The 21,419-nt window shown below is 67.7% G+C and carries 13 protein-coding genes; 6 read left to right on the top strand and 7 right to left on the bottom strand.

The features are described from left to right. Positions 1-490 precede the first annotated feature (490 nt). Entirely contained in the window at positions 491-1,648 is a 1,158-nt protein-coding gene (locus tag AB0C22_RS26150; protein WP_357537619.1) for a poly(3-hydroxybutyrate) depolymerase, read from the top strand. Positions 1,649-1,912: 264 nt separating this feature from the next. On the opposite strand, the gene AB0C22_RS26145 is transcribed toward AB0C22_RS26150, so the two are convergent. Further along, positions 1,913-2,866, bottom strand: a complete 954-nt coding sequence (locus AB0C22_RS26145) for an IS110 family transposase (RefSeq protein WP_357537617.1) — start codon at positions 2,864-2,866, stop codon at positions 1,913-1,915. 278 nt (positions 2,867-3,144) lie between these two features. Here AB0C22_RS26145 and AB0C22_RS26140 point away from each other — a divergent pair, with 278 nt between their 5' ends. Continuing rightward, complete coding sequence (locus AB0C22_RS26140; RefSeq protein WP_357537615.1) at positions 3,145-3,567, top strand: hypothetical protein; 423 nt, start codon at positions 3,145-3,147, stop codon at positions 3,565-3,567. Positions 3,568-3,569: 2 nt separating this feature from the next. Here the strand turns inward: AB0C22_RS26140 and AB0C22_RS26135 are convergent, their stop codons facing one another. Beyond that, entirely contained in the window at positions 3,570-4,802 is a 1,233-nt protein-coding gene (locus AB0C22_RS26135; RefSeq protein ID WP_357537613.1) for an IS110 family transposase, read from the bottom strand. Positions 4,803-5,689: 887 nt separating this feature from the next. Here AB0C22_RS26135 and AB0C22_RS26130 point away from each other — a divergent pair. From AB0C22_RS26130 to AB0C22_RS26115, 4 genes are read left to right on the top strand one after another with little or no spacing between them, the layout of a single operon-like run. Beyond that, positions 5,690-7,711: an AIPR family protein gene (locus tag AB0C22_RS26130; protein ID WP_357537611.1), complete on the top strand. Its 2,022-nt coding sequence runs from the start codon at positions 5,690-5,692 to the stop codon at positions 7,709-7,711. Positions 7,712-7,715: 4 nt separating this feature from the next. After that, entirely contained in the window at positions 7,716-9,227 is a 1,512-nt protein-coding gene (locus tag AB0C22_RS26125) for an ATP-binding protein (RefSeq protein WP_357537609.1), read from the top strand. Then, entirely contained in the window at positions 9,224-10,210 is a 987-nt protein-coding gene (locus AB0C22_RS26120) for a PD-(D/E)XK motif protein (protein ID WP_357537607.1), read from the top strand. The genes AB0C22_RS26125 and AB0C22_RS26120 overlap by 4 nt, the downstream gene beginning before the upstream one ends. Further along, on the top strand, positions 10,207-13,140 hold the full coding sequence (locus AB0C22_RS26115; RefSeq protein WP_357537605.1) for a Z1 domain-containing protein: 2,934 nt from the start codon (positions 10,207-10,209) through the stop codon (positions 13,138-13,140). The genes AB0C22_RS26120 and AB0C22_RS26115 overlap by 4 nt, the downstream gene beginning before the upstream one ends. Before the next feature lie 981 nt (positions 13,141-14,121). Here AB0C22_RS26115 and AB0C22_RS26110 read toward each other — a convergent pair. The 5 genes from AB0C22_RS26110 to AB0C22_RS26090 are packed head-to-tail and all read right to left on the bottom strand — an operon-like array spanning position 14,122 to position 21,407. Further along, complete coding sequence (locus tag AB0C22_RS26110) at positions 14,122-14,928, bottom strand: hypothetical protein (RefSeq protein WP_357537602.1); 807 nt, start codon at positions 14,926-14,928, stop codon at positions 14,122-14,124. Further along, positions 14,925-15,815, bottom strand: a complete 891-nt coding sequence (locus tag AB0C22_RS26105) for a hypothetical protein (RefSeq protein ID WP_357537600.1) — start codon at positions 15,813-15,815, stop codon at positions 14,925-14,927. Before AB0C22_RS26105 ends, AB0C22_RS26110 begins: the two co-directional genes overlap by 4 nt. After that, the gene (locus AB0C22_RS26100; protein ID WP_357537598.1) at positions 15,812-17,647 is read right to left on the bottom strand and encodes a hypothetical protein; all 1,836 of its coding nucleotides are present in this window, start codon (positions 17,645-17,647) and stop codon (positions 15,812-15,814) included. The genes AB0C22_RS26105 and AB0C22_RS26100 overlap by 4 nt, the downstream gene beginning before the upstream one ends. 59 nt (positions 17,648-17,706) lie before the next feature. Further along, positions 17,707-18,699: a PD-(D/E)XK motif protein gene (locus AB0C22_RS26095; protein WP_357537596.1), complete on the bottom strand. Its 993-nt coding sequence runs from the start codon at positions 18,697-18,699 to the stop codon at positions 17,707-17,709. Further along, positions 18,696-21,407, bottom strand: a complete 2,712-nt coding sequence (locus tag AB0C22_RS26090) for a Z1 domain-containing protein (RefSeq protein WP_357537594.1) — start codon at positions 21,405-21,407, stop codon at positions 18,696-18,698. The genes AB0C22_RS26095 and AB0C22_RS26090 overlap by 4 nt, the downstream gene beginning before the upstream one ends. Positions 21,408-21,419: the final 12 nt, after the last annotated feature.

Genomic DNA, 21,419 nt, shown 5'->3' with positions numbered 1-21,419 from the left:
TGACCAGCGCCCACTGGCGGGGCTCGGCGTGCCCACCGATCCGCCAACGCGACAGCGCCTGCCGTCGCTGGTCGGCACCTCGGCATATGCATTGACGTTCATCACTTGACGGTCCGGTGATGCCGACCGTACGGTGTGGCGAATCGATTCGTCGAGCCTGCGGAGACCTGTCTGAGCATGCCCCGCGTACGCGGTCAGTCGCCCATCGGTGCCCGTCCACGCCGCCACGTCCGGCTCACCCGTCCTCGGCGTGATCGCGGCCGTCCGTGATCGCGGGTCGTACGCCGACAGCGGCGGTGGGCCGACAGCGGGAGGCCGGTCCTCGCCGTACCGTCCCGGGTCGGTGCCGGCGGATCAGGTGCGGCTCCCGCCCGGCGGGGCCGGGAGCCCTGCCGCCACGGCGAGGCGTGGGACGGGCAGCCAAACCCGACCACCCAGGCAGGCGGGTAGCCGAAACCGGGGGCGGGATGTTCCTGATAGAAGGAGTTGAATGGTCGTGAAACACAGAGCAACCCTGGCATCCGTGGCAGCCGCCGCGGTCGCCCTCACCCTGGCCGCCGGCCTCACCATCAGCGGCGGACTCGCCTCCGCAGCCTCCACCGCTGGTGCTGGTGTGCTGGCCGCGACCGCCGGGTGCGGCAAGGCGCCCACCCTGACCAGCGGTAAACGCACGATCACCAGCGGCGGACAGAACCGCAGCTACATCCTGCGGATCCCCGACAACTACGACAGCAACCACCCCTACCGGTTGGTCTTCTCCTTCCACTGGGTCGGTGGCACCGCCGAACAGGTCGACAACGGCAGCACCAGCGGCATCGAATGGTCCTACTACGGACTGCGCGTCGACAAGTACGGCAAGGGCAACACGATCTTCGTCGCCCCCCAGGGCATCAACAACGGCTGGGGAAACTCCAACGGCCAGGACCTCACCTTCGTCGACGACATGATCAGGCAGATCGAAGGCGGCCTGTGCGTCGACACCACCCAGCTGTTCGCCTCCGGCTTCAGCTACGGCGGCGCCATGACCTACGCCATCGCCTGCGCCCGCGCCACCACCTTCCGCGGCGTCATCGTCTACTCCGGCGGGGTCCTCAGCGGATGCCAGGGCGGCACCGATCCCATCGCCTACTTCGGCATCCACGGACTACGCGACGGCACCCTCCCCATCTCCGGCGGACGGTCGATGCGCGACCGGTTCGTCCAGAACAACGGCTGCACCCGACAGAACCCGCCCGAGCCACCCCAGGGCAGCCTCACCCACATCGTCACCTGGTACACGGGCTGCCGCACCGGCTACCCCGTCGTCTGGGGCGCCTTCGACGGACCACACGCCCCCAACGCCGTCGACGGCTCGGCCGACCCCTACGCACCCGGCGCCAAATCCTGGACACAGGCAGAGGTGTGGAGATTCATCACCTCACTGAGCCCCGACGGACCCACCACCCCACCCACCACCACCCCACCCACGACGCCGCCGCCGGCAACCGGGCAGCAGATCGTCGGCGCGCAGTCCAACCGCTGCGTGGACGTGCCGAACTCGACCCAGAACAAGGGGTCGTCGGTTCGAATCCGGCCGTCCCGACAGACAAAAAGCCCTGACCAGCGGGAACGCTGGTCAGGGCTTCGACTTTCTTCTATGAAGATTTGAACCGCCCCCCGAAAACCCCCCGTTTACCGGGGTCGGCGGTCAGGTTCTGTCATCCATGTGCATCGTTGGGATTCGGTGGTGCGGAACGGCGGTGGCGGTGGGTGCCCAGCCGTTCGAGGATGTCGGAGACGTCCGGGCGAGTTCGATGGTGACGACCGTGCCGCCGGGGTTGGTCAGTTCGGCGAGGAGAGCGGCGTTGATGCCCGTGGCCGCGCCGACTCCAGGATGCGGTGGCCGGGTTGGGGGGTGTCCCTATGGGTTTGGTCAAGCGGGGACGGGGCTGGTGGGGTGTGGTTGGTAGGGGATTTTGTCGCGGAGCATGGCGTGGAGGACGTCGCAGCGGCGTCGGGCGAGGCAGATGAGGGCGGCGGTCCTGACGCCGATGCCGGGCATCGAGGTCAGGACCGGGGCAAGAGGGTGCGCATCAAGCATCCTCTCGACCTCGCCGGCGACCTGGTCGCGTTGTCGCAGGACGTCACGGAGGCTGTCGGCGAGGCGGGGCAGGATCGTCTCGGCCGCAGCGGTGCCGGGGACGGTGACGGTCTGCTCGTCGAGGGCGGTCATGATCTGCTCGACGAGCCGTTCACCCATGCGGGGTGCGTGGACGGCGGCGATCGAGGTCAGTTTGCGGCGGCCGGCTTTGCGTAGCCCGGCCGGGCCGCCGCACCGGGACAGCAGCTCCAGGAGCGCCTTGTGGTGGACTTTCGGGCCGAGGACTCGTTCGAGGGCGGGGTGGATCTGGGTGAGCAGGCCCCGGATGCGGTTGGACACGCGGGTGGCTTCGCCGGCGAGGTCGTCGTCGAAGCCGACGAGGACTTCCAGTTCGGCCAGGGCCTCGTCGCCGACGTCGACCCGCCGCAGGGTGTGCGGCAGGGTGCGGGCGGCGTCGGCGATGACGTAGGCGTCGCGGGCGTCGGTCTTCGCCGCGCCGGGGTGCAGGTCGGCGATGCGGCGCATGGCCAGGCCGGGCAGGTAGGCCACCTGATGGCCGCTTGCCCGAGCCACCGCGATCGGCAAGGCACCGATCGACGCGGGCTGGTCAACCACCACCAAGACCGTGCCGTGGCGGGCAAGCTTGTCGAACAGTTGCCGCAGCCGGGCTTCGGTGTTCGGCAACGGCGCGTCGGGCAGCCGCTTGCCGTCCGGGCCCAGCCCAACCGCGTGGTGACCCTCTTTGCCGACGTCCAAGCCGAGGTAGACGCCGTATCCGTCGTGCACCGCACCCGCCTCCACGCATCTCTTCGTGGCCTCGGCCGCAGTCTGGGCGTCGGACTGCCGGCAGCCACGTTACGAAGAGACCTACCCCGAACACGGGGTGGCCGTGTCCCTATCCGCGGTCCGCCGACGCCACCCGACCCGGCGACAACACCCCCCGGATCATCCAAACGACAGGGGCAGAAAGTCATACCGGGCCGAGCGACCGAGGGTCCCCGGCTGGGGACGATCAAAAAGACCTCCGATCTCTGCAACGGTCAAGAGCCGGGCATGATTCATCCGTGGACGTGTACGAGCGTTTTCTGCTGTTGGCGCGGTCGGATGTGTGGTCGGATCGGGCGCGTGCTGGCGGGGAGCTGAGCGCTTTCGTCGGGCATGACCCGGTGGACGCGGTGATGCAGGCCCTTCTGCTTGATCCTGGTGATACGGCTGTCACGGACGCTGCCGCCGAGGCGTTACTGCGGCGCGGGGACGCGGCCGCGTTGCGTCTGTTCGCTCGGGCCTGGCACGTGGCGGAGCCGGAGACGGCGGATCATCTCAGTGGTGCGCTGAGCGCTGTCCTGTTCGAGCTGACTCGTTCCACGTTGCAGGATCGCGCCCGTTTCCAGGCTGTGCTGCAGGGGTTGCTGACTGACGCCGATTCGGCGGTCGGCGTTGGTGCCCAAGACCTGCTTGACCGGACCGCGGATACGCTGTCCGTTTGATCTCAGGGTCGAGCAGGCGTCAGCTGGGAAAATGCCCTGGCCGGGTCGTAGACCTGGTTGGTGGCCAGGCAGTGATGCAGGCAACCGAGCAGCCGGTTGAAAAGGTTGCGGAGGGCAGCCGGGTGGCGGTCGCCGTGGTCGCGGCGGCGTTGGTAGTGCTGCTTGGCGGGTTCGGCGTGGGTGGCCGCGACGAATGACCAGAGGTAGCCGGCGGCAGCGAGGCGGTCGTTCTTGACCTTGCGGTGGGTGATGGAGACGTTGCGGCCGGACGCGCGGGTGACGGGTGCGGATCCGGCGTATGCCTTCAACGCCCGTGCGTCGGCGAACCGGGTGCGGTCGTCGCCGATCTCAGCGAGGACGCGGGCGCCGGTGACGTCGGCCAGGCCGGGAAAGCTGGTGACGATCTCGTGGTCGGGATGGCGGCGGAACGCTTCACTGGTGGCCTCGGTGAGCTGGTCGACGCTGGCGCACTCGACGTTCAGTGTGGCCAGTAGCGCGAGGGCCTGGGTGCCCATCGCGGCCTCGACCATGGGCAACTGCCGCAACTGCGGACGGCGCAGGGCTTCGTGGAGCTCGGCGGCGAGTTCGTCGACGCCGCGTTGCCGGCCTCCGCGGCGCAACGCCGCCGCGATCCGGGTGCGTGACAGCTTGGCCGCGCCCGCTGGCGTCGCCGCGATGGCCAACACCGCGCGGGCGTCCGGGCTGGTCAGGTACCCTTTCCTACCGGCGAACGCGGCGAGGAATCCGGGGAAGTACTCCCGCAGCAGCGACCGCAGCTCGTTCGACGCCCGGGTCCGCCGCCACGTGGTGTCCTGATGAGCACGGGCGAGCACCGCCACGGCCTGCACGAGTTCACTGTCGGCCGGTAGCGCCCGGTGCGCGTGGGCGTCGGTGCGCAGGATGTTGTTGGCCAGCACCATCGCGTCGATGTGGTCGGACTTCTTCCGCGAGACCGCGTACCGCTCCCGGTAACGTGCCACCGCCATCGGATTGATCGAGTACACCCGGCGCCCGGTCGCGCGCAGGGCCGCGACCAGCAGCCCACGTGGTGTCTCGATCGCCGCCGGAATCGGCTCATCGACGTTGTCGCCAGCGGCGGCGAGCATGTCGACCAGCACGGCGAACCCTTCCAGGTCGTCGCCGATGCGGCGCTTGTCAATCAACTGGCCGTGCTCGTCGACCAGGGCAATATCGTGATGCCGCTCGGACCAGTCGATGCCGCAGAACACCTTCAATCTATTACTCCTTCCTGGTGACCTGGTTGCGGACCCTGGCGGGAACGCGCGGCGCCCTAATGACGAGGCTCTGTGGCCTACCCTCCGATGGGCCGTTCGCGATCCCAGCGACCCGCACGGTTCCGGTCTTCGCTGTCAGAGCTCGTCGGCTCCCGGTTCGCGAGGTGTCTGCCGTGCGGGCGGGCTACAACCACGATCAACATGCTGCCTCAAGCCACAGAGGTGATCCGGACACGCCGGCCCGCCGGTCTTGCACGAGGCCTCACCGGCCCAGAGGTGTGCAGGCGTGTACTCGACGAGTCGGAACACCGCCAACGACCCGTCGCCACCCACGCTGCCGATCTTTTTGGAGACCTTCGAAGGTCGGGTAACGGGCAGGCATCCCGCGAGCCGCGACGGGCCGTTCGGGATTCATTAGGTAGCGGGGGTAACGGGGGCTTACCGTCGACAGCGTCACTCACGCGCAGGGGCCTTGCCGGGGTAGATCCGCTCGATCGAGCACGACCCGTCCGTGGGTCGGGTCGCCGGCCGCAGCGACGCCTGACCGTTACGGTGCAGGCACCCTCGCACCCGAAGGGCTCCGGTCGCTAGGGATCGGCCGGATATGGAACGGCCGGCGTCCGCCCATTCCATATCACGAAACGTCCGGAAAAGGATCAGGCGTCGGGAGGGACTCGGACGGCCGGATGCCCAGCTAGTCGATCATCCTGCGGTTCTGTCGTCTACTGCCCTTATGCTGCAAGATAGGCACGGTTACCGGCCGGATCCGCGCGGTCCGATCTCGAGCCGCACATCAGCGTCGGAGAAACCCATGACCACCCAGACCAACTCCCCAGTCACGCTAGGTCCTGCGCATGGCGATGCGACTTCTCCGGGGGGGATCGCCGGTGCCTGAGTCCGACCTCGACTTCTGCGCCTACAGCCTGCTCGAGGATGTCCGGGCGTACAGCGAGGTGAACGACTCAGAGCCGCAGGAGGCGTTCGCCGGGCTGGTCCTTGAGCAGTTGTCGGGCTACGGCCTGACGGAGGATCCCGTGGTCGTCCGCTTCAAGGATCACGGGGTCGAGGTGAGTGGCTTCGGCCTGTCGTCGGATGACAGATGTCTGGACCTCTTCATCACCAGCTATAGTCCCCGAGCGGACGAGGACCACAAACTCAATCGGAGCGATGCCGAGACCGCGTTCCGCCGACTCGAGAACTTCCTGTCCCGCTGCCTCGCCGGGACGGTCGTCCGGAACGAGCCGTCGTCCGAGGTCGCCGGCATGGTGTCGACCGTCGCGGAGAAGTTCGCCGAGGTTGACAGGGTCCGCTTCATCTACATTTCGAATGCCCGCAGCGTCGTCCGGGATCCGCTCCCGCCGTTACGTTTTCAGGGACGCGAGATCGCCCGGGACGTCTGGGACCTGCGCCGCCTCGCCAACTGGACGGCGTCGGGAAGCCGCGCCGAGCCGATCGTGGCAGATTTTCCCGACGGACTGCCCTGTCTCGGCACTCCGCAGACCAGCTCCGACTATGCGGTATTCCTTGCCATCGTGCCCGGCAACGATCTCGCCGATCTGTACGGACGCCACGGCGCGCGCCTACTCGAGCTCAACGTGCGGTCGTTCCTCCAGGTCAAGGGCGCCGTCAACAGCGGCATCCAGAGAACCCTGCGCGACCATCCCGAGCGGTTCCTCGCCTACAACAACGGGATCGCCGCCACGGCATCCGCGGTGGACTTCCACACCGACGACAGCGGGCAACGGGTTATCCGCCGGATCCACGACCTCCAGATCGTCAACGGCGGGCAGACCACTGCGTCGATCCACCACGCGCGGCGAACGACGGACATCGGTCAGGTGCTCGTCCAGATGAAACTCACCGTCGTATCCCCCGAGCGGCTGGACGAGATCGTCCCGAAGATCTCCGCATACTCGAACACCCAGAACAAAGTCAGGGCCTCCGACCTCAAGGCGAACGCCAGCTTCCACGTCGACATCGAACGAATCATGCGTACGCTCTGGGCCCCACCCGGACCGCTGCACGAGAGCGACACCCACTGGTTCTACGAACGGGCCCGGGGGCAGTACGCCAACGCGGTGACCGCGGAGCTCACCAGGTCGCGCCAGAAGGTCTTCAAGACCATGAACCCGCCCGATCAGAAGTTCACCAAGTCCGAGCTCGCCAAGTTCGAGATGTCCTGGTCGATGCGGCCCCAGCAGGTGAGCCTCGGCGCCGAGAAGAACTTCACGTTGTTCTCCGAAGGCCTCGACGAGACGTTCACGGTGGTCGACAAATCGTACTGCCAGAACCTCGTGGCCAAAGCCATCCTGTTCCGCCGCGCGGACAAGATCGTCGCCCGACAGAACTTCGGTGGATACAAGGCCAACGTCGTCACCTACACAGTGGCGAAGCTCGTCCAGATGACGGGAGGTCGTCTGGACCTCGACCGGATCTGGCGGACCCAGGACCTCTCGCCGGCGACGAGGGAGGCGATCGCCGAGCTGTCGACACTCGTGCAGAAGGTCATCACCTCGCCCCCCGCGGGGCGGACGCACGTCGGTGAGTGGGCGAAGAGGGACGAGTGCTGGGAAGCCATACGGGAGATCGCCTGGATGGTCCCGGGACAGCTCCAGGCTGAGCTGGTCGAGCTCGACGCCTACCCGGCTGACATCGAGACCCTGCAGACGACGCCACCGCGCACTTGGCGTGACCTCGCGGTGTGGGGCGAGACCACCGGCTCATTCGATGCGGCCCAGCGGAGCGTCATCAGAGAGATCACCCAGGCGCTCGAGCAGGGGTACACCCCGGCAGGCAAGCACCTGCGGGCCGCATCGGTACTGATGGACGTCGCACGGGGTCGGGGATTCAGGCCAACGGGCGGCGGTGGCGTCCCTGAAGACGGCTCCTTCGCGGCAGGGTCACGGTGAGATGATGCAGTGGCGTGAAGACGTGCCGGTCGTCGGATCGGTTGAGCTGCCCCCGGATCCGCACGCACTGGATGCCCTCGGGCGGAACCACTCCCTGGAGACCGCGCTGGCGGACCTCGTCGACAACTCCGTGGACGCCGGCGCGAACAGTGTGCTGATCCGCTTCATCCAACGCAACGCCCGACTGATCGGCCTGTACGTGGTCGACGACGGGCACGGCATGACACCCCGCTCCATCGACACCGCCCTGACGCTGGGTGGGAGACGGGACTACCGGGCGACGGACCTGGGCCGTTTCGGTATCGGATTGAAAGCTGCATCCTTCAGTCAGGCGGCCAGCCTGACGGTCCTGTCGCGCGCATCGGGCCACGAGGCGGTCGGTCGGCGGTGGTTGCAGGGACAGAACCGCGATGGCTTCCACTGCGATGTGGTCCCAGGGGACTTCGCCGTCGCCGAGCTTGACCGGACGTGGCCGTTCAGCACCTCCCCGTCGGGCACCGTGATCCGGTGGGACCAGGTAGGGGGCTTCCCGGCATCCGAGGACCTGCATCTGGTGGGCACATTCCTGTCGCGCACGGTGGACCATCTCCGGGGACATCTCGGGCTCATGTTTCACCGCATCCTGGCCAAGGGAAAGCTGAGCGTCACCGTCGATGTGGAGGATGTCGACGAGGGCGTCGGTGTCCCGGCTGAGGTCCGCCCGCTCGACCCGTTCGGTTACCGCAATGCGCCGGCTGGCTGGCCGAAGACGCTCGCAACAGACCTCGACGGCGTCGCTCTGTCCATCCAGTGCCACATCTGGCCCGGCAAGTCCAACGACGCGGAATACCGCCTGCCAGGGGGCGCGGAGTTGCGGCAGGGCCTCTATTTCTACCGAGGTGACCGGCTCCTGCATGCGGGCGGTTGGGAAGGGATCCACGCGCCGGACAAGAAGCTGCAGCTCGCGCGGGCAGCCATCGACATCGACGGCGACGTTGCCGGACTCTTCATCATGAACCCGGAGAAGTCGCGGGTGACCGCGGGCGCGGGATTCGCCCGCGCTGTCGGCGCCGCCCGCGCGGCCGACGGCAGCACCGTCACCGACTTCCTCCACGCTGCAGAGCAGACGTGGGCGACCAGCAATCAACGCGAGACTGCCCGGCGCCGCCCGGTGATCCCGCCCGGACGCGGTATCAACCCGCGGGTGAGCCGCGAGATCATCGACGAACTGCCGCAGCTCAACGAGTCGCCGCTCAACATCCTCTGGGTGAAGTTCGACAACAACGACCTGTTCCACGTTGAGCGCGAGACCATGACCCTGTTGCTCAACAGGCGTTACCGAGCCGCCCTTCTGGGAGGCCGCCGCGGGGGTCTCAACGACGCCCCCCTCGTCAAGGCCCTGATGTTCCTGCTGATGGAGAACGTCTTCCAGGGCGCTCACCTCGGCTCCCGGGACAAGGACAACATCGACCTGTGGCAGGAGATCCTCACCGCCGCCGCCCAGGCCGAACTGGCGTCCTTCGGAGGGCGTGGGTGAGCAGCCCGGACCGGCATCTGAGTGGTGAGGGCTTCGCGGCATACGTAGCGACCGGGGTGCCGATGGAGCACCCCGTCGAAGGCACGCCGAGAGTCATTCTATTCACTGATCCGGCGAACCATCGGATCGGTCTCCGCGGCCCCGCCCGCGGTAACGAGACCCCCGCTCCCACCGGCCTGGAGCACGTCAGCACGACCCTCGTGCATGACGGCGCCGCCCGCCTGATCGAGATCGCCGTCCATGATCCCCGCCTCTTCGCCGATGCCTACCCCGTGCTGTGCGGGGTGGCCGACCGGGCGCAGCTCGACGGGCTGCCTCTCAGCGCCGCGCTTGTCGAGACGCTGCGTCACATCGGCCACCTGATCAGGCCCGAGGACGCCCTGACGAGAGAAGTGGAGACAGGCCTCATTGGCGAGCTCTGCCTGGTCGCAGGGCTGGCGGCCACCAGCTCACCCGACGCGGCGATCGCGGCCTGGCGCGGCGGTGCGGAGGAACATGACTTCGGCCTGTCCGATGTCGATGTCGAGGTGAAGACCACGGCGTCGGAGCGACGGATGCACCGGATCTCATCGGTCGGCCAGTTGCAACCGACAGGTGGCCGACCGCTCTGGCTGCTGTCGCAACAGATCACGGGAGCCGGTAGCGGCGGCAGAACCCTCGCCGAGCTGGTTGACCGCGTACGGCAGATGATGCCGCCGGGTGGTCTGCGCGAGAGCTTCGAAGCCCTTGTACGGCGGGCTGGGTGGCGGAGCCGCTTCGCTTCGGGACCCCTGCAACGCTGGAGGCTCCGTTCCGATCCTGCGCTGTACAGGGTTGCCGACACCTTCCCCAGGCTGACCGGGGACCTGATCAGGGCCGCCGGTGTGGACCTCAGCCGCATAACTGACATCCGGTACAGACTCGACCTGACCGGCAGAAGCACCGACCCCGCCCCCGAACCCCTGCGGATCGCGGTCTTGGCAGGACGACAGGAGCTGCAATGAGCGACACGGTCACCCTCGCCTACGGCTCAGCCCTCGACGGCATGCAGCGCAGCGGTCCGATGCCCATCCATCCCGTCGCCGCGATGTTCGGCAACGATCAGAGCCTCACCGACGGAGCGGCCCTGCTCGCGCATCTGCAGTCGGCCGGCCCCGAGGATGCGCTACGCCAGCAGTTCGCGCAGGTACTGGCCGGTTGGGACCACGTGGACACGGATGCGGTGTGGGCCGCAGGCACGGCACGCAACACCTCGGAGCGGCGTTCAGCGATCGTTTCCACGCTGCAGCTGGACCCCGCGACGCAGCACCTGGTGGCAAGCCTCTTCCCGCACGCCACCGCGCCGATCGTCATCGCTGACGACTGGGAAGAATGGCGCACCACGGAGCGACGGGGTGAACGTGACTTCTACTGGTCGCACTACCGCAGGTACCTGTTGGACAAGGGCTGGGACGCCGGCGTCGTCGCTGGACTGGACCACGCCACCGAAGATGTCGTCAGGCGCCTGTCCGACCCGACCCGCGAGGTCGCCTACCAGGCCAAGGGCCTCGTAGTCGGGTACGTGCAGAGCGGCAAAACCGCGAACTTCACCGGCGTCATCGCGAAAGCCGTCGATGCCGGCTACCGGCTCGTCATCGTCCTCACCGGTACCACCAACATGCTGCGCGCCCAGACGCAGCGTCGTCTCGACATCGAGCTCGTGGGCCGGGAGAACCTGGAGCAGGAGATCTCCGCTCACGACAGCAGAGGCCACGAATACCAGGACGACACGGACTGGGAAAAGGACCGCTTCGTCCGTCACGGTGGGCGCCCGTCGGACATCGGATACCCCGACATCCGGCGCCTCAGTACCCGCGGATGGGACTACCGGCGCCTACGCCAGGGATTCATGGCACTGGACTTCCCCCGCCGCGAACGCACCCAACCCCTGTACGCACCGGTCAACCTCTACACCAGTGACGCCCGGCTCGTGGTAGCCAAGAAGAACAAGACCGTCCTCCAGGACCTCGTCGCGGACCTCGGTCGGATCAGGGAGCGGCTCGGCGAGGTACCGGTCCTCATCATCGACGACGAGTCCGACCAGGCCTCGGTCAACACCACGAGCCCGAAGAAGTGGACCCAGGACAGCAAGGACCGTACGGCAATCAACCGGCTCATCGGTCAGCTGCTGTCCATGATGCCGCGCGCCCAGTACGTCGGGTACACCGCGACGCCGTACGCCAATGTCTTCGTTGATCCGTCCGACGTCGAGGACATCTTCCCGCGGGACTTCCTCGTCTCACTGGCCCGCCCCGTCGCCTACATGGGCGCCGAGGACTTCCACGATTTCGACACCGACATCCCGCTGTCGGAGCGCACGCTCGAGAACTCCCAGGAGTTGCGGCACGTACGGCTGCTCGACGAGGAGCCGCAGGACATGGACCTGCGGGCCCCGCTCGACATGTACCTGCTGACAGGTGCTGTGAAGCTCCACCGTCAGCGCCACGGGCACGCCTTCTACCAGCACCACACCATGCTCGTGCACGAGGCCATGTCCAAGGCGGTGCACCGCGACACCGCCGACGTCATCAACGCCATGTGGAACAGCGGCCAGTACCGCGCACCCGCGGGTCTGGCTCGTCTGCGGGCCCTCTACGAAACCGATGTCCTGCCCGTCAGCGCCGCATCGGGTACCGACCTGCCGACGCCGGCCGACTTCGATGACCTGCGGCCCGACATCGCGGCCGCCCTCGACAAGATCAGCCCACCTGATCAAAGCAGCGGACCGGTCATCGTGGTCAACAGCGACAAGGACCTCGAACGACAGCAGGAGAGCCTCGACTTCGACATGAGGCCGATCTGGCGGATCCTCGTCGGCGGCAACAGCCTCGCCCGCGGCTTCACCGTTGAAGGCCTCACCGTCACCTACTACCGACGCGTGACCAAGCAGGTCGACACCCTCATGCAGATGGGTCGCTGGTTCGGCTTCCGGCCAGGATTCCGCGACCTCATCCGCATCTACACGACAGAGGAACTGCACGAGATGTTCGCCGCGGCGTGCAAGGACGAGGAGTATCTCCGAGCGGAACTGCGGCGATACTCACAACCGACCGACGGAGAACGACAGATCACTCCGCGGCAGATTCCACCGCTCATCGCACAGCACCGTCCCGACCTCAGACCGACCGGCCGGAACAAGATGTGGAATGCGACGCTGGTCGAGAAGAGCTCGCCGGGCGAACCGATGGAGCCGGTCGCACACCCGAACCCGGGCTCTCGTGCGGGGGATGAGAAGACCCGCGCCAACACTGCGGCGTGGCTCCCCGTACTCTCCGCCGCCACGACAACGGTCCGGTTCAAGACCGTGCGCGCGGCCAAGGTCGCCGGTGTGTCAACGATTCAGGACACCGGAAAGTCCTACTCCGCGCGCATCGCGGAAATGGATCACCGTGAAGTTGTCGAGGTGCTCCAATCTCTGAGGTGGCTTTCTGCGGACACCTTCAAGCCGGAACTGACGTGGCTCAGCGGCCTCGGCCCTGAGCAGCTGAAACGCTGGTTGATCATCTTTCCCCACCAAGTCTCGGAAGAAAGCCTCCGGACGATCCATGATCAGGGACCGTTCAGCATCTTCCAGCGGGTCAGGACGCCGACTGGTTCGCTCAGCGCCGTCAGTGAGTTGAGGCACCGCAATGCTGCCAGCAGAATCGCGGGACTCGGAACCCCCGTTTCCGATCCGGAGGCTGATCGACTGTACGCTCCCGCCACCGGCGCCATGATCGTCTACCCGACACTCGAAGCGGACGTTCCGGATGTGCAGTCTGTCAACGATGGCCTTGTCACCATGGCTTTCCAGCTTGTGACGCCCATGAGCACGATGCCATCCAGCGGCAAGCTCATAAAGTGGCAAACACGCAACAGTGTCGATGAATCGGCCATCGTTGTCGATGCTGAATAGCGGGTTCCGATAGGGCGGAGCTGTGCGTCTGGCAGGGTGCACGCGCTCAGCGGACATTCCGCCACCAACTCCCTTGCGAGTTGCTCGAACTGCGGCATCGTGCACGGACCGGTCGTTGCCCGAGCGTTCCCCCACCGGTATGCCCATCCTGCGTTCCCCCCGGCACGAACCCCATCCCGGCGCCGTAGGCGGGCTGTTCATCTGGTGACGGGATGTCCCCCACGGTGGGGGAGCGGGGCGCGGTGGAACCCCGCGCTGCCCTGTCGGCCTGCCCATGGTTTGCCCTCGGAGACCCCGGCTGCCGTCGGCGATCAGTGACGAGGCGCCACTGCTTGATGGCGTCTGTACAGCTGGGCGCCTGTTCACGTGATCATCGACATGATCGGGATGCCTGCGGACGGCAACAATGGCCGCTGATGCGGGCGTAACCCCAGGAGGCGGCCTTCTCCTCGGTTGCAAGAGCGGAGTGCGTCGGCCCGACCGGTGGAGGGCTGGGGCCAGCGCGTCCCGACGCCACCTTTCCGCGTCGGCGGCGTGCCGCTTCAACGAGGTGGGTTCCAGTGCCGGAACAGTTGTTGCACCTCCGCGTGCCAGCGGACCGCCCCGTTGACCCAGCCGGCGCCCGGCTGCCCGGTGGTAGCATTGACAACCAGCGCGGGGGGTCAAGCCCCGACGGCTCCCCGGCGGCGATGCACTCCTCGGCAACCTGGGCCAAAACGTGGCGCATCTGATTCCGCAGATCGATGCCGGCCATGCCGATGGCCTGTCCCAGTTCACCGCAGGTGAGCAGCGACCTTCGCATCGCGGCGATGATCAACGCTGCACGTGCCATGAGGACCCACTGCTGCCGTTGCTCGCTCGCCATGCCCGCCAGCGTGGCACCTGCACACGTCCTGTTCGACCTTCGAATAGACCACCATCGAGGACCGTACGGGCAGTACGAAGATCGCCTCCTGCAGCAGCCAGTTCCCTTCCTGGTGGCTACCTTGCTCCTGACCTCGCTTGCACTTGCGGAGGAACGGGGCCGTACGTGCTCAGGGTTCGCTCGGACTGCAACTGGTCGATGGCTTCCCTCGTGTACCTCCCCACCAGCTCCATCAGTCGAGCGTCGTCGAGCGATTCTAGGCTGACCACGACCGCGAGTCGCCGGAGTCTGCGGGCGGTGATCCGCAGGATCTCGGTCCGTGCCGCGCAGGCCTCCCCGGCGGTGGCCAGGTGAGCGTGGGTGATGGCGCGGGCGACGCGTGGATGCGCGCCGAGCGTGGGGCGTTCGAGGATCGCGACGGCTTCGTCTTCGTAAAGCTGGCCTCCGAGGTTCTCGCCAAGACTGTGGATGCGGTTCCAGAGGCGTCGGAATACGTTGCGGGGGCGCCCGATGATGCGTTCGTATCCCGGCCGGCGTAGCGGGTTGGGCCATCGCCAGAGCGCAACATCCGGTAGGACGACCAGGCTGAGGAATGACCAGACCTCCTCGCTCGCCGCATCGGCGGGGACGATGGTCATCTGCCGGTACAGGGTCGGCGCCAACAGCCGGTCGAAGGCTGTGCCGTTCGTCTTGCTCAACGGTGCTGGCCAGTCTGCGTCCGCTGCGACGGCGCGGACCGTCTGTTGCAGGGCGCGCAGGTCATCCTCCGCTACGCGGTACGGCGCAGTCGGGTACCAGGTGGTGCGGGGGTCGGCGGTGGCTGACAGTCGCCGCAGTCCGACAAGGTCCCGGCCGGTGTGGGCGGTGAGCAGTTGTTCCGCGATGTGTGCAGGCAACCGGGGGTAGACGTGCAGCCGGCTCATGCGAGGACCCGGTCCAGGCCTTGCAGGACCGCCTCCAGTTCGCCCGGGTCACTGCGGTGTTGGCTGCGTAGATCGGTGAGTGATCGGTCGGGGAAGTACCGGCGTGTCAGGTTGATGAACAGCTCTCCGAGTGTGCCTTCGCCGTGGTCGTGGTCGTCCTGGAGGTCCTCGCACCGCAGCGCTGTCTGGATGAGCTGACGGACGACATCGTGGCGGAGCATGTCGGCGAGGATCCGGGAGGTCTCCGCGTCCGGGTGGTTGAGCATTGTGGTGATCGCGGGGTGGTCCGTGTTGAGGTACAGCCGGATGCTGCCGGTGTCGGAGCCGTCGAGGTCCGGGGTGCAGGACAGGTACCACAGCGAGCGGCGTCCCTCGGCCAGCCCGCTGTCGGCGAAGCTCGTGGCCACGACGGGGAATCGGCTGCCGCTGCCTTCCAGGGTGAAGCGTCGTCGGGCCTGCCAGAGGATGGCGCCGGGCAGGGTGGCGGCGAGCGGGGAGACCGGTGCGGGATCAGGGGCGGCCAGGACCATCCGGGCGGTGACGGTGAGGTTCCCGCCGATCTCGGTTCCCGGGATCACGACGGCCAGCTGGTTCCCGCCGTCGACGAGTCTGGCCGCAGGGGAGTTGCCGCGGCGGTTGGTGCTGCTGCTGTGCCAGGTGACGAGGCAGGCCACGGTGGCGTCGGATGACAGGCCGCAGTCCTGCAGCACCCCGGGCAGGTCGACATGCAGGGGCCAGGTCGCGGTGAGGTCGGTGAAGTAGTCCCAGTCCGGTACCGGCTGACCTTCCGCGACGGGTGTGCCCTGCGGAGAGGTGACCGCCACTATCCCCGACTGGATCCGCTCCTCGGCCGGGGTCAGGTAACCCGTGCTGATCGGGGCGCTCACCGCGGTCCCACCTCCTCCTGGCTCACCCGGACGGTGATGGCGGCATCAGCCGGTTGGGTGAGCGTGACAGTCCAGTGTTCCGACATCCCGGCGGTCAGGGTCAGCCGTGGACCTGGTGTGAGGACGCCGCTGTCCCGGTCACGCCAGTGCAGGACGTCGACGGGGGTGGTCTCGTCGGCCGGCTCGGGGGCGCCGTCCGCCACGGCGATCAGCGGCTGGGCGGTGAGGGCCAGCGGTGCGCCGGGATTTCCGGTGAGATCGATGTCGAACTCGACCGCGCGGGCACCGTCGGCCAGCAGGGCCGGCCGGGCCCGGGGATGGAAGATCAGGGTCAGACCCCGTGCGGGGCGCGGTCTCCGGCCCTGCCCCTGGGGACCCTGCTGCGGGCCGTTGCCTCCGGTGCCGGGCGTCGGCGTGTCGGTCGGTGGCCCCGGTGTTCCCGGTGGGGTCGACGGCGGGTGGGGCACCGGGTTGGCCGGCCCGACCGGGATACGGGAGTCGGTGCCGCCGGCTTGGGTGTCGAGAAGTGCGCCCAGGACATTCGCCAGCCGTGACACCCCTGTCACGGCCTCGGTGGTGGGTGCGGCCGCGGCTCCCGTCTGACGGTCCTTGAAGATCCGGTCGATACGTTGGAGGGCCTGGCTGACCGGGTTGCGGGCGTAGCGCTGCCGTTGTGCCAGCCGCGGCTGCCACTTGTCGTGGGTCGGTGGTTCGGCGCGGGCGAAGTCCTCATCGAGGTCGGGGTCGGCGATGAACACACCGCTGATGGCGCGCCCGAACGGGTCCGCCGTGACGGTGCGGTATTCGACGACGAGGCCGGGTCTGCGCAGGAGAGCGATCTCAGCGGGTGGTCGGGCGTGGTTACCCGAGGCACCTGCCCGGTACATCCGCCATGCCAGGACCCCCAGACGTTGCTCCGGACGGCTGCCGACAATCTCCTGGACCGTCCAGGGCCAGGGCGGCTCGTCTGCCGTGCCCCGGAACACGGCGCGGCAGTACCGGTGCGCCTCAACGAAGAACCGCAGCCGCGCATCGGTGCCCGGGTCCGGAAGATCGATCCAGGAGCCGTCGGAGGTGAACTGCAACCTGAGGCCGGGACCCTGGTCGCCCTGAGCGACGACGTTGGCCCACGCATACCTGGTCGCGGTATCGGCCATCACGGCAATCACCTCAGCCAGGCGCTCCTGCTCGGTGCGGGGAGCGATGACCATGATGCAGGTGCCGGTGGCGTCATCGGGCAGTCGGGTGATTCCGATGGCCCGGGCCATCCGCTCCGCCCTCGGGCCGGTGACGGGCTCCACACCGACGTCGTTGTGGGGGACCCCCCACCAGTGGCGTCCGGTGTACTGGCGTCCCTCGATCCGGTAGGGGTCGGTGAGGGACATGCCGATCAGTCGGCACTGGATACCCGCGGTGGTTCTGACCCGGGTGAACATCACCACCGTGCCGATGCTGCTCGCCTCGAACAGGACTGCCTTGCCGTAGCCATAGGTTCCCCCCGCGAATCCCTTGTCAGGGTGCCGTCCGATGTTACGGACGAGGTCGACGAAATCCCGGTCGTCGTCCTCACCCACCCGGTCGGCACGGGTGGGTCCGCCGAGCCCGCGTGTCCCGCTGTCGGTGACCGTCAGGACCCTGAGCTCCGGTGCGTCCAAGTCGGCCCCGGGAAGGAAGAGGCGCAGGCTCTGCAGTTGTGCCGCTGTCAGACGCCAACCGTCGACGCAGAAGTGGACAGGTCGCTCCCCGGTGGCGGCGTCCCAGCTGTTCTGCAGCGTCTCACGTAGGAACAGCTCCCAGAAGTCCATGGAGTACGTGCCGAGGGTCCGACGCACCGACCGCGCGTCTATCCCTCCGGAGGCGGGGAGGGGCTCGGCGTACCTGAAGGCGCGCGTCATGGCTGGTCCAGTAGCGCGGTGGCTGCCGCGCAGGGGTCGATGAGGTGGTTGTCGAAAGCTGACAGATCGATGCTGTAGGTCAGGCGGACCAGGTGTTGCTGTAGTGGTGCGTCGAGCTGCTGCGACGTCACCCGGGGAAATTCGGGCGTGTTGACGTGGTACGCGGCGACGCGCCTCACCCGGTGTCTGTCCCGGCGGTAGGTCTCGGCGTCTCCGCTGCGGTATCCGACCGCATCCAGGGCCCCCATGAGGACACGCCGGTCGATCCCGGTGGCGAGGAGCCGGTCGACGGCGTCGGGCACGCTGTCACCGGCACTGTCGCGTTCGAGCTGTTCGACGTACAGGTAGAGATCGGTGCCGGGGCGTTCCTCCAGCTGACCGGCCCCGTGCACGTCGACGACTAGGCGGTCACGGTGCGTGGTGGCCTTGACTTCGACGGCAGCGGTGGCGGAGGTGAAGTCCGTGCGCGCGCTGCGGGGGCCCGTCCACAGATGCAGGGGTGGCGCGCCCCCACGTCCGCCGACCAGTTCGAGGAAGTGCAGTTCGGCGAGCAGGCCGAGCAGCGCCTCCGGTCCGAGTGTCGGACCCGGTGCGGGAGAGAGCAGGTCACGCCACCGGTGCAGGACTTCCAGGCAGACCCGCCCCGGGTTGCCGGGGCGGGTCTGCAACTGTTGGCACAGGTCATCGGAGAATGCTGCGAAGATGTCGTTGAGCTCAGGCAGGTTGCACACCACGTCGGCGTATCGCCGTGACTGACGGGAGTCGTCCTCCAGTCCCCGGGTGGTGACGGTGACGCCGCGGCTGACGCTGTCCTGTACGCCGGGGTGACGGTCGGTCAGCGGGATGAGCAGATGCCGGTGACCCGCGGCGTCGATGCCGATGGCGACCGGTCCGGCAGCGACTTCGACCGGGCTGTCCAGCACGCGCATCTGCTGTGGCGGGTCGGTCGCTTCCAGACGGCGGAACATCTCCTCGGCGCCGCCTGTCATGATGCGGCGCCATCGGTCACGGCTTCGCCGGCGCGTTCGTCGGCGGCGTCGATCTCGTCGATGTCGACGATCTCGAGTTCCTCGTCGGCTGGGGCGAGGCCTGACAGGTCGACCGCGACATAGTCACGGTCCTCCGGTCCGCGGGCCTCGGGGAAGAACAGGCCGATCCCGAGGATGTCCTCCACCGCCGCGAGGTCGGTTCTCGGATAGCCGCGGGTGCTGCTGCGCTCGACGGTGGAGTTCCTGCTGACCGGGTAGAGACACAGGAGTCCGGTGCCTCCCAGTTGTCCGTCGCGCAGCTCCCGTAGCCTGCGGTCGGTCGGATCACCGTCGATCATGTCGCTGATTCTGATGGACGCGGGCAGATCGGCCACGCGGTCCATCGTGGACACGAGTGCCTTGATGTCGGCGTAGTTCGCCGGCACCGTGAGCCGGCTGCGGTTGATCCGGTGGTACTTGCGGCCTGCCAGTTCCATCGTGCCGAGGCGGTCGCTGCCCTGTTCGATGACGACGACGTTCCAGGTGCGCAGGGCGTCGTAGTCGTTCTGCTTGGCGATGTACTCACACAGGGCCTCCGGGCGGAGGCTGGGGCTGCGCTCGTGGAAGCGGTAGTCGCGCAGGAAGGCCATTACCCGTGCGGCCGGCACGCCGGTCAGTGCGCTGCGTCCGGCCCGCACGGGGGTTTCCCGGACCCCGGGCAGGCCACGGGCGGCGCTGAGGAGGCGGTCGGCGGCGTCGATGTTGTGCCGTAGCCAGTCCTGGTCGCGGTGGTGGAATTTGATGGTCTGCATGACCTGGGAGCCGTAGCTGTAGCGCACCGTGACGCCCCCGCGCATCTTGGCGGCCGAGGTCACCGCCATGGACGGGTGTTTGCGGATCATCACCGCCAACTGCCGTGGCGTCTTGTGTTCGGTCTCGTAGCGGCGGATCTGCTGCCGGATCTCGGCCTCGACGGTCGCCAGGTCCACGAACCATGCGGCGAGCTCGCCCGTCATCCAGATCCGGGGCAGATCCTCGTAGCCGTGGCGGTAGCCGAACCAGCGCCCCATCTGCAGCAGGGTGTCGTAGGCGGAGGCCGCCCGGACGAAGTAACTGCACACCAGGCCGACGAGGGTCAACCCGCGGGACAGGGTGTTACCCCCGATCGCGATGGCGGTGACCGGCTCCTCGCCGTAGCTGAGTCGCACGTCGGACTGGTAGTTGTCGACCACCACGCCCACGTCGGCCATGACACCGGGGATCTGGTCGCAGACCTGCGGCCACGGCAGGGGTGAGAGTCCGAGGTCGGTCGCGGGAACCCGGGTCGTCTCCTGCTCCCACTGGTGCCGGAACCGCTCCCGCACCGCAGGGGTCGACCAGCCGCTGCGCAGAGTCCCCAGGTACGTCTGGACGACCTCGGCGGTCCGCTGGTGTGCGGGGGCGCGCATGGATGTGTGGATCAACATGGTCGAGTCGGCCGGCGCCCCGTCACGGCAGCGGCGGGCGGCGGTCGCCAGGATGAACCAGCGGATGGCCTCGCTGAGGCTGTCGGTGACGGTGGGCCGCCAGTCGCCGAAGCCGGCGCGGGCACCGGGGGGCCGCACTTGGGGGACCTCGTTGTCAGGGACTGTCCGTACGACATCCAGGCCTCGGTCGACCGGCCCGGTCTCGTAGGTGAGCAGGTCCCGTCCGAAGATCCGTTCGGCGCCGAAGTAGTCGTCGGATCGGGGCAGGTCGACGATGAAGTCGGCGGGGTAGAGATCGTCGGGCACGGTCGGATCGATGAGCAGGTTCGCGAACGGCGTTGCTGTGTAGGCGACGTAGGCGACCTTCGGTTTGCTCAGGATGCGACGGATCAGGGAGTTGATGGTCGACTGCCGGCCCCTGTTGCCCACGTCGATGCTCGCCTGGTCGGCCTCGTCGTCGATGACGAGGATGGGGCAGTCCTGCAGGATGGTGCCGGCGGCCTCGAGGAAACGCGCCAGCTTCCGCAGCCGGTACGGGTTCTTCTTGACCACGGCGAGGAGCCGCTGATCGGGGTTGCTCAGCAGGTTCGCCGCATTGCGGGACTGTCTGTCGTCGAAGTCGGTCTCACGGTCGGTCAGCAGGTGCCAACGGCCGCGGTCGTCGCCGACGAGGATCTGTTCCAGTCGCTGCTGCGTCTGGGACCGCAGGTTGTCGGTGATGCCGGAGAGCACCACGACGAACCGGTAGCGGGCGTCGCACAGCTTCGCCGCGACGGACATGAAGTTGGTTGTCTTGCCGCTCTGGACATGTCCGAGGACCAGTCCGCGGCTGCTGAACCGCTCCGTCCCGGGCGGCGGGATAAAAGAGACGATCTTGCTTGAGGCGTCGTTGATCCGTTTGATCGGCTCCTCGTCGAGACCCGTGCCCTCCAGACGGCGGCGCACCGACGGCCAGAAGACGTCGTCGGACCGGGGGATGTACCACGGCTCGAGTTGTGCCGCGGGGTCGGTCAGGGAACGGGGCTCGTGCAGGTCCCGGGGTCGGCCGGCCCGGGACTGGTACTCCGTGATCGCGGCCTCGAGGATGTCGGCCGGAACGAATCTGCCCAGCTGACGACGGATCGCCACGATCGTGCTGTTGCCGTACACGGCACTGGCGATCTGTTCGACCAGGTCGTTGAGGTCCTCGTCGCTGATCCGGTGCATCCGTGCCCTTCCGTCATGGCGCCTATGGGTGGGTCTCGGTGAGCGCGAGACGGCCATCAGAGCGATGTT

This window comes from Micromonospora sp. NPDC048894 (assembly GCF_040649765.1).
Lineage (GTDB): Bacteria > Actinomycetota > Actinomycetes > Mycobacteriales > Micromonosporaceae > Micromonospora > Micromonospora antibiotica.
The sequence above is the reverse complement of the archived record's forward strand: the minus strand, read 5'-3'. Positions and strand labels throughout refer to the sequence as shown.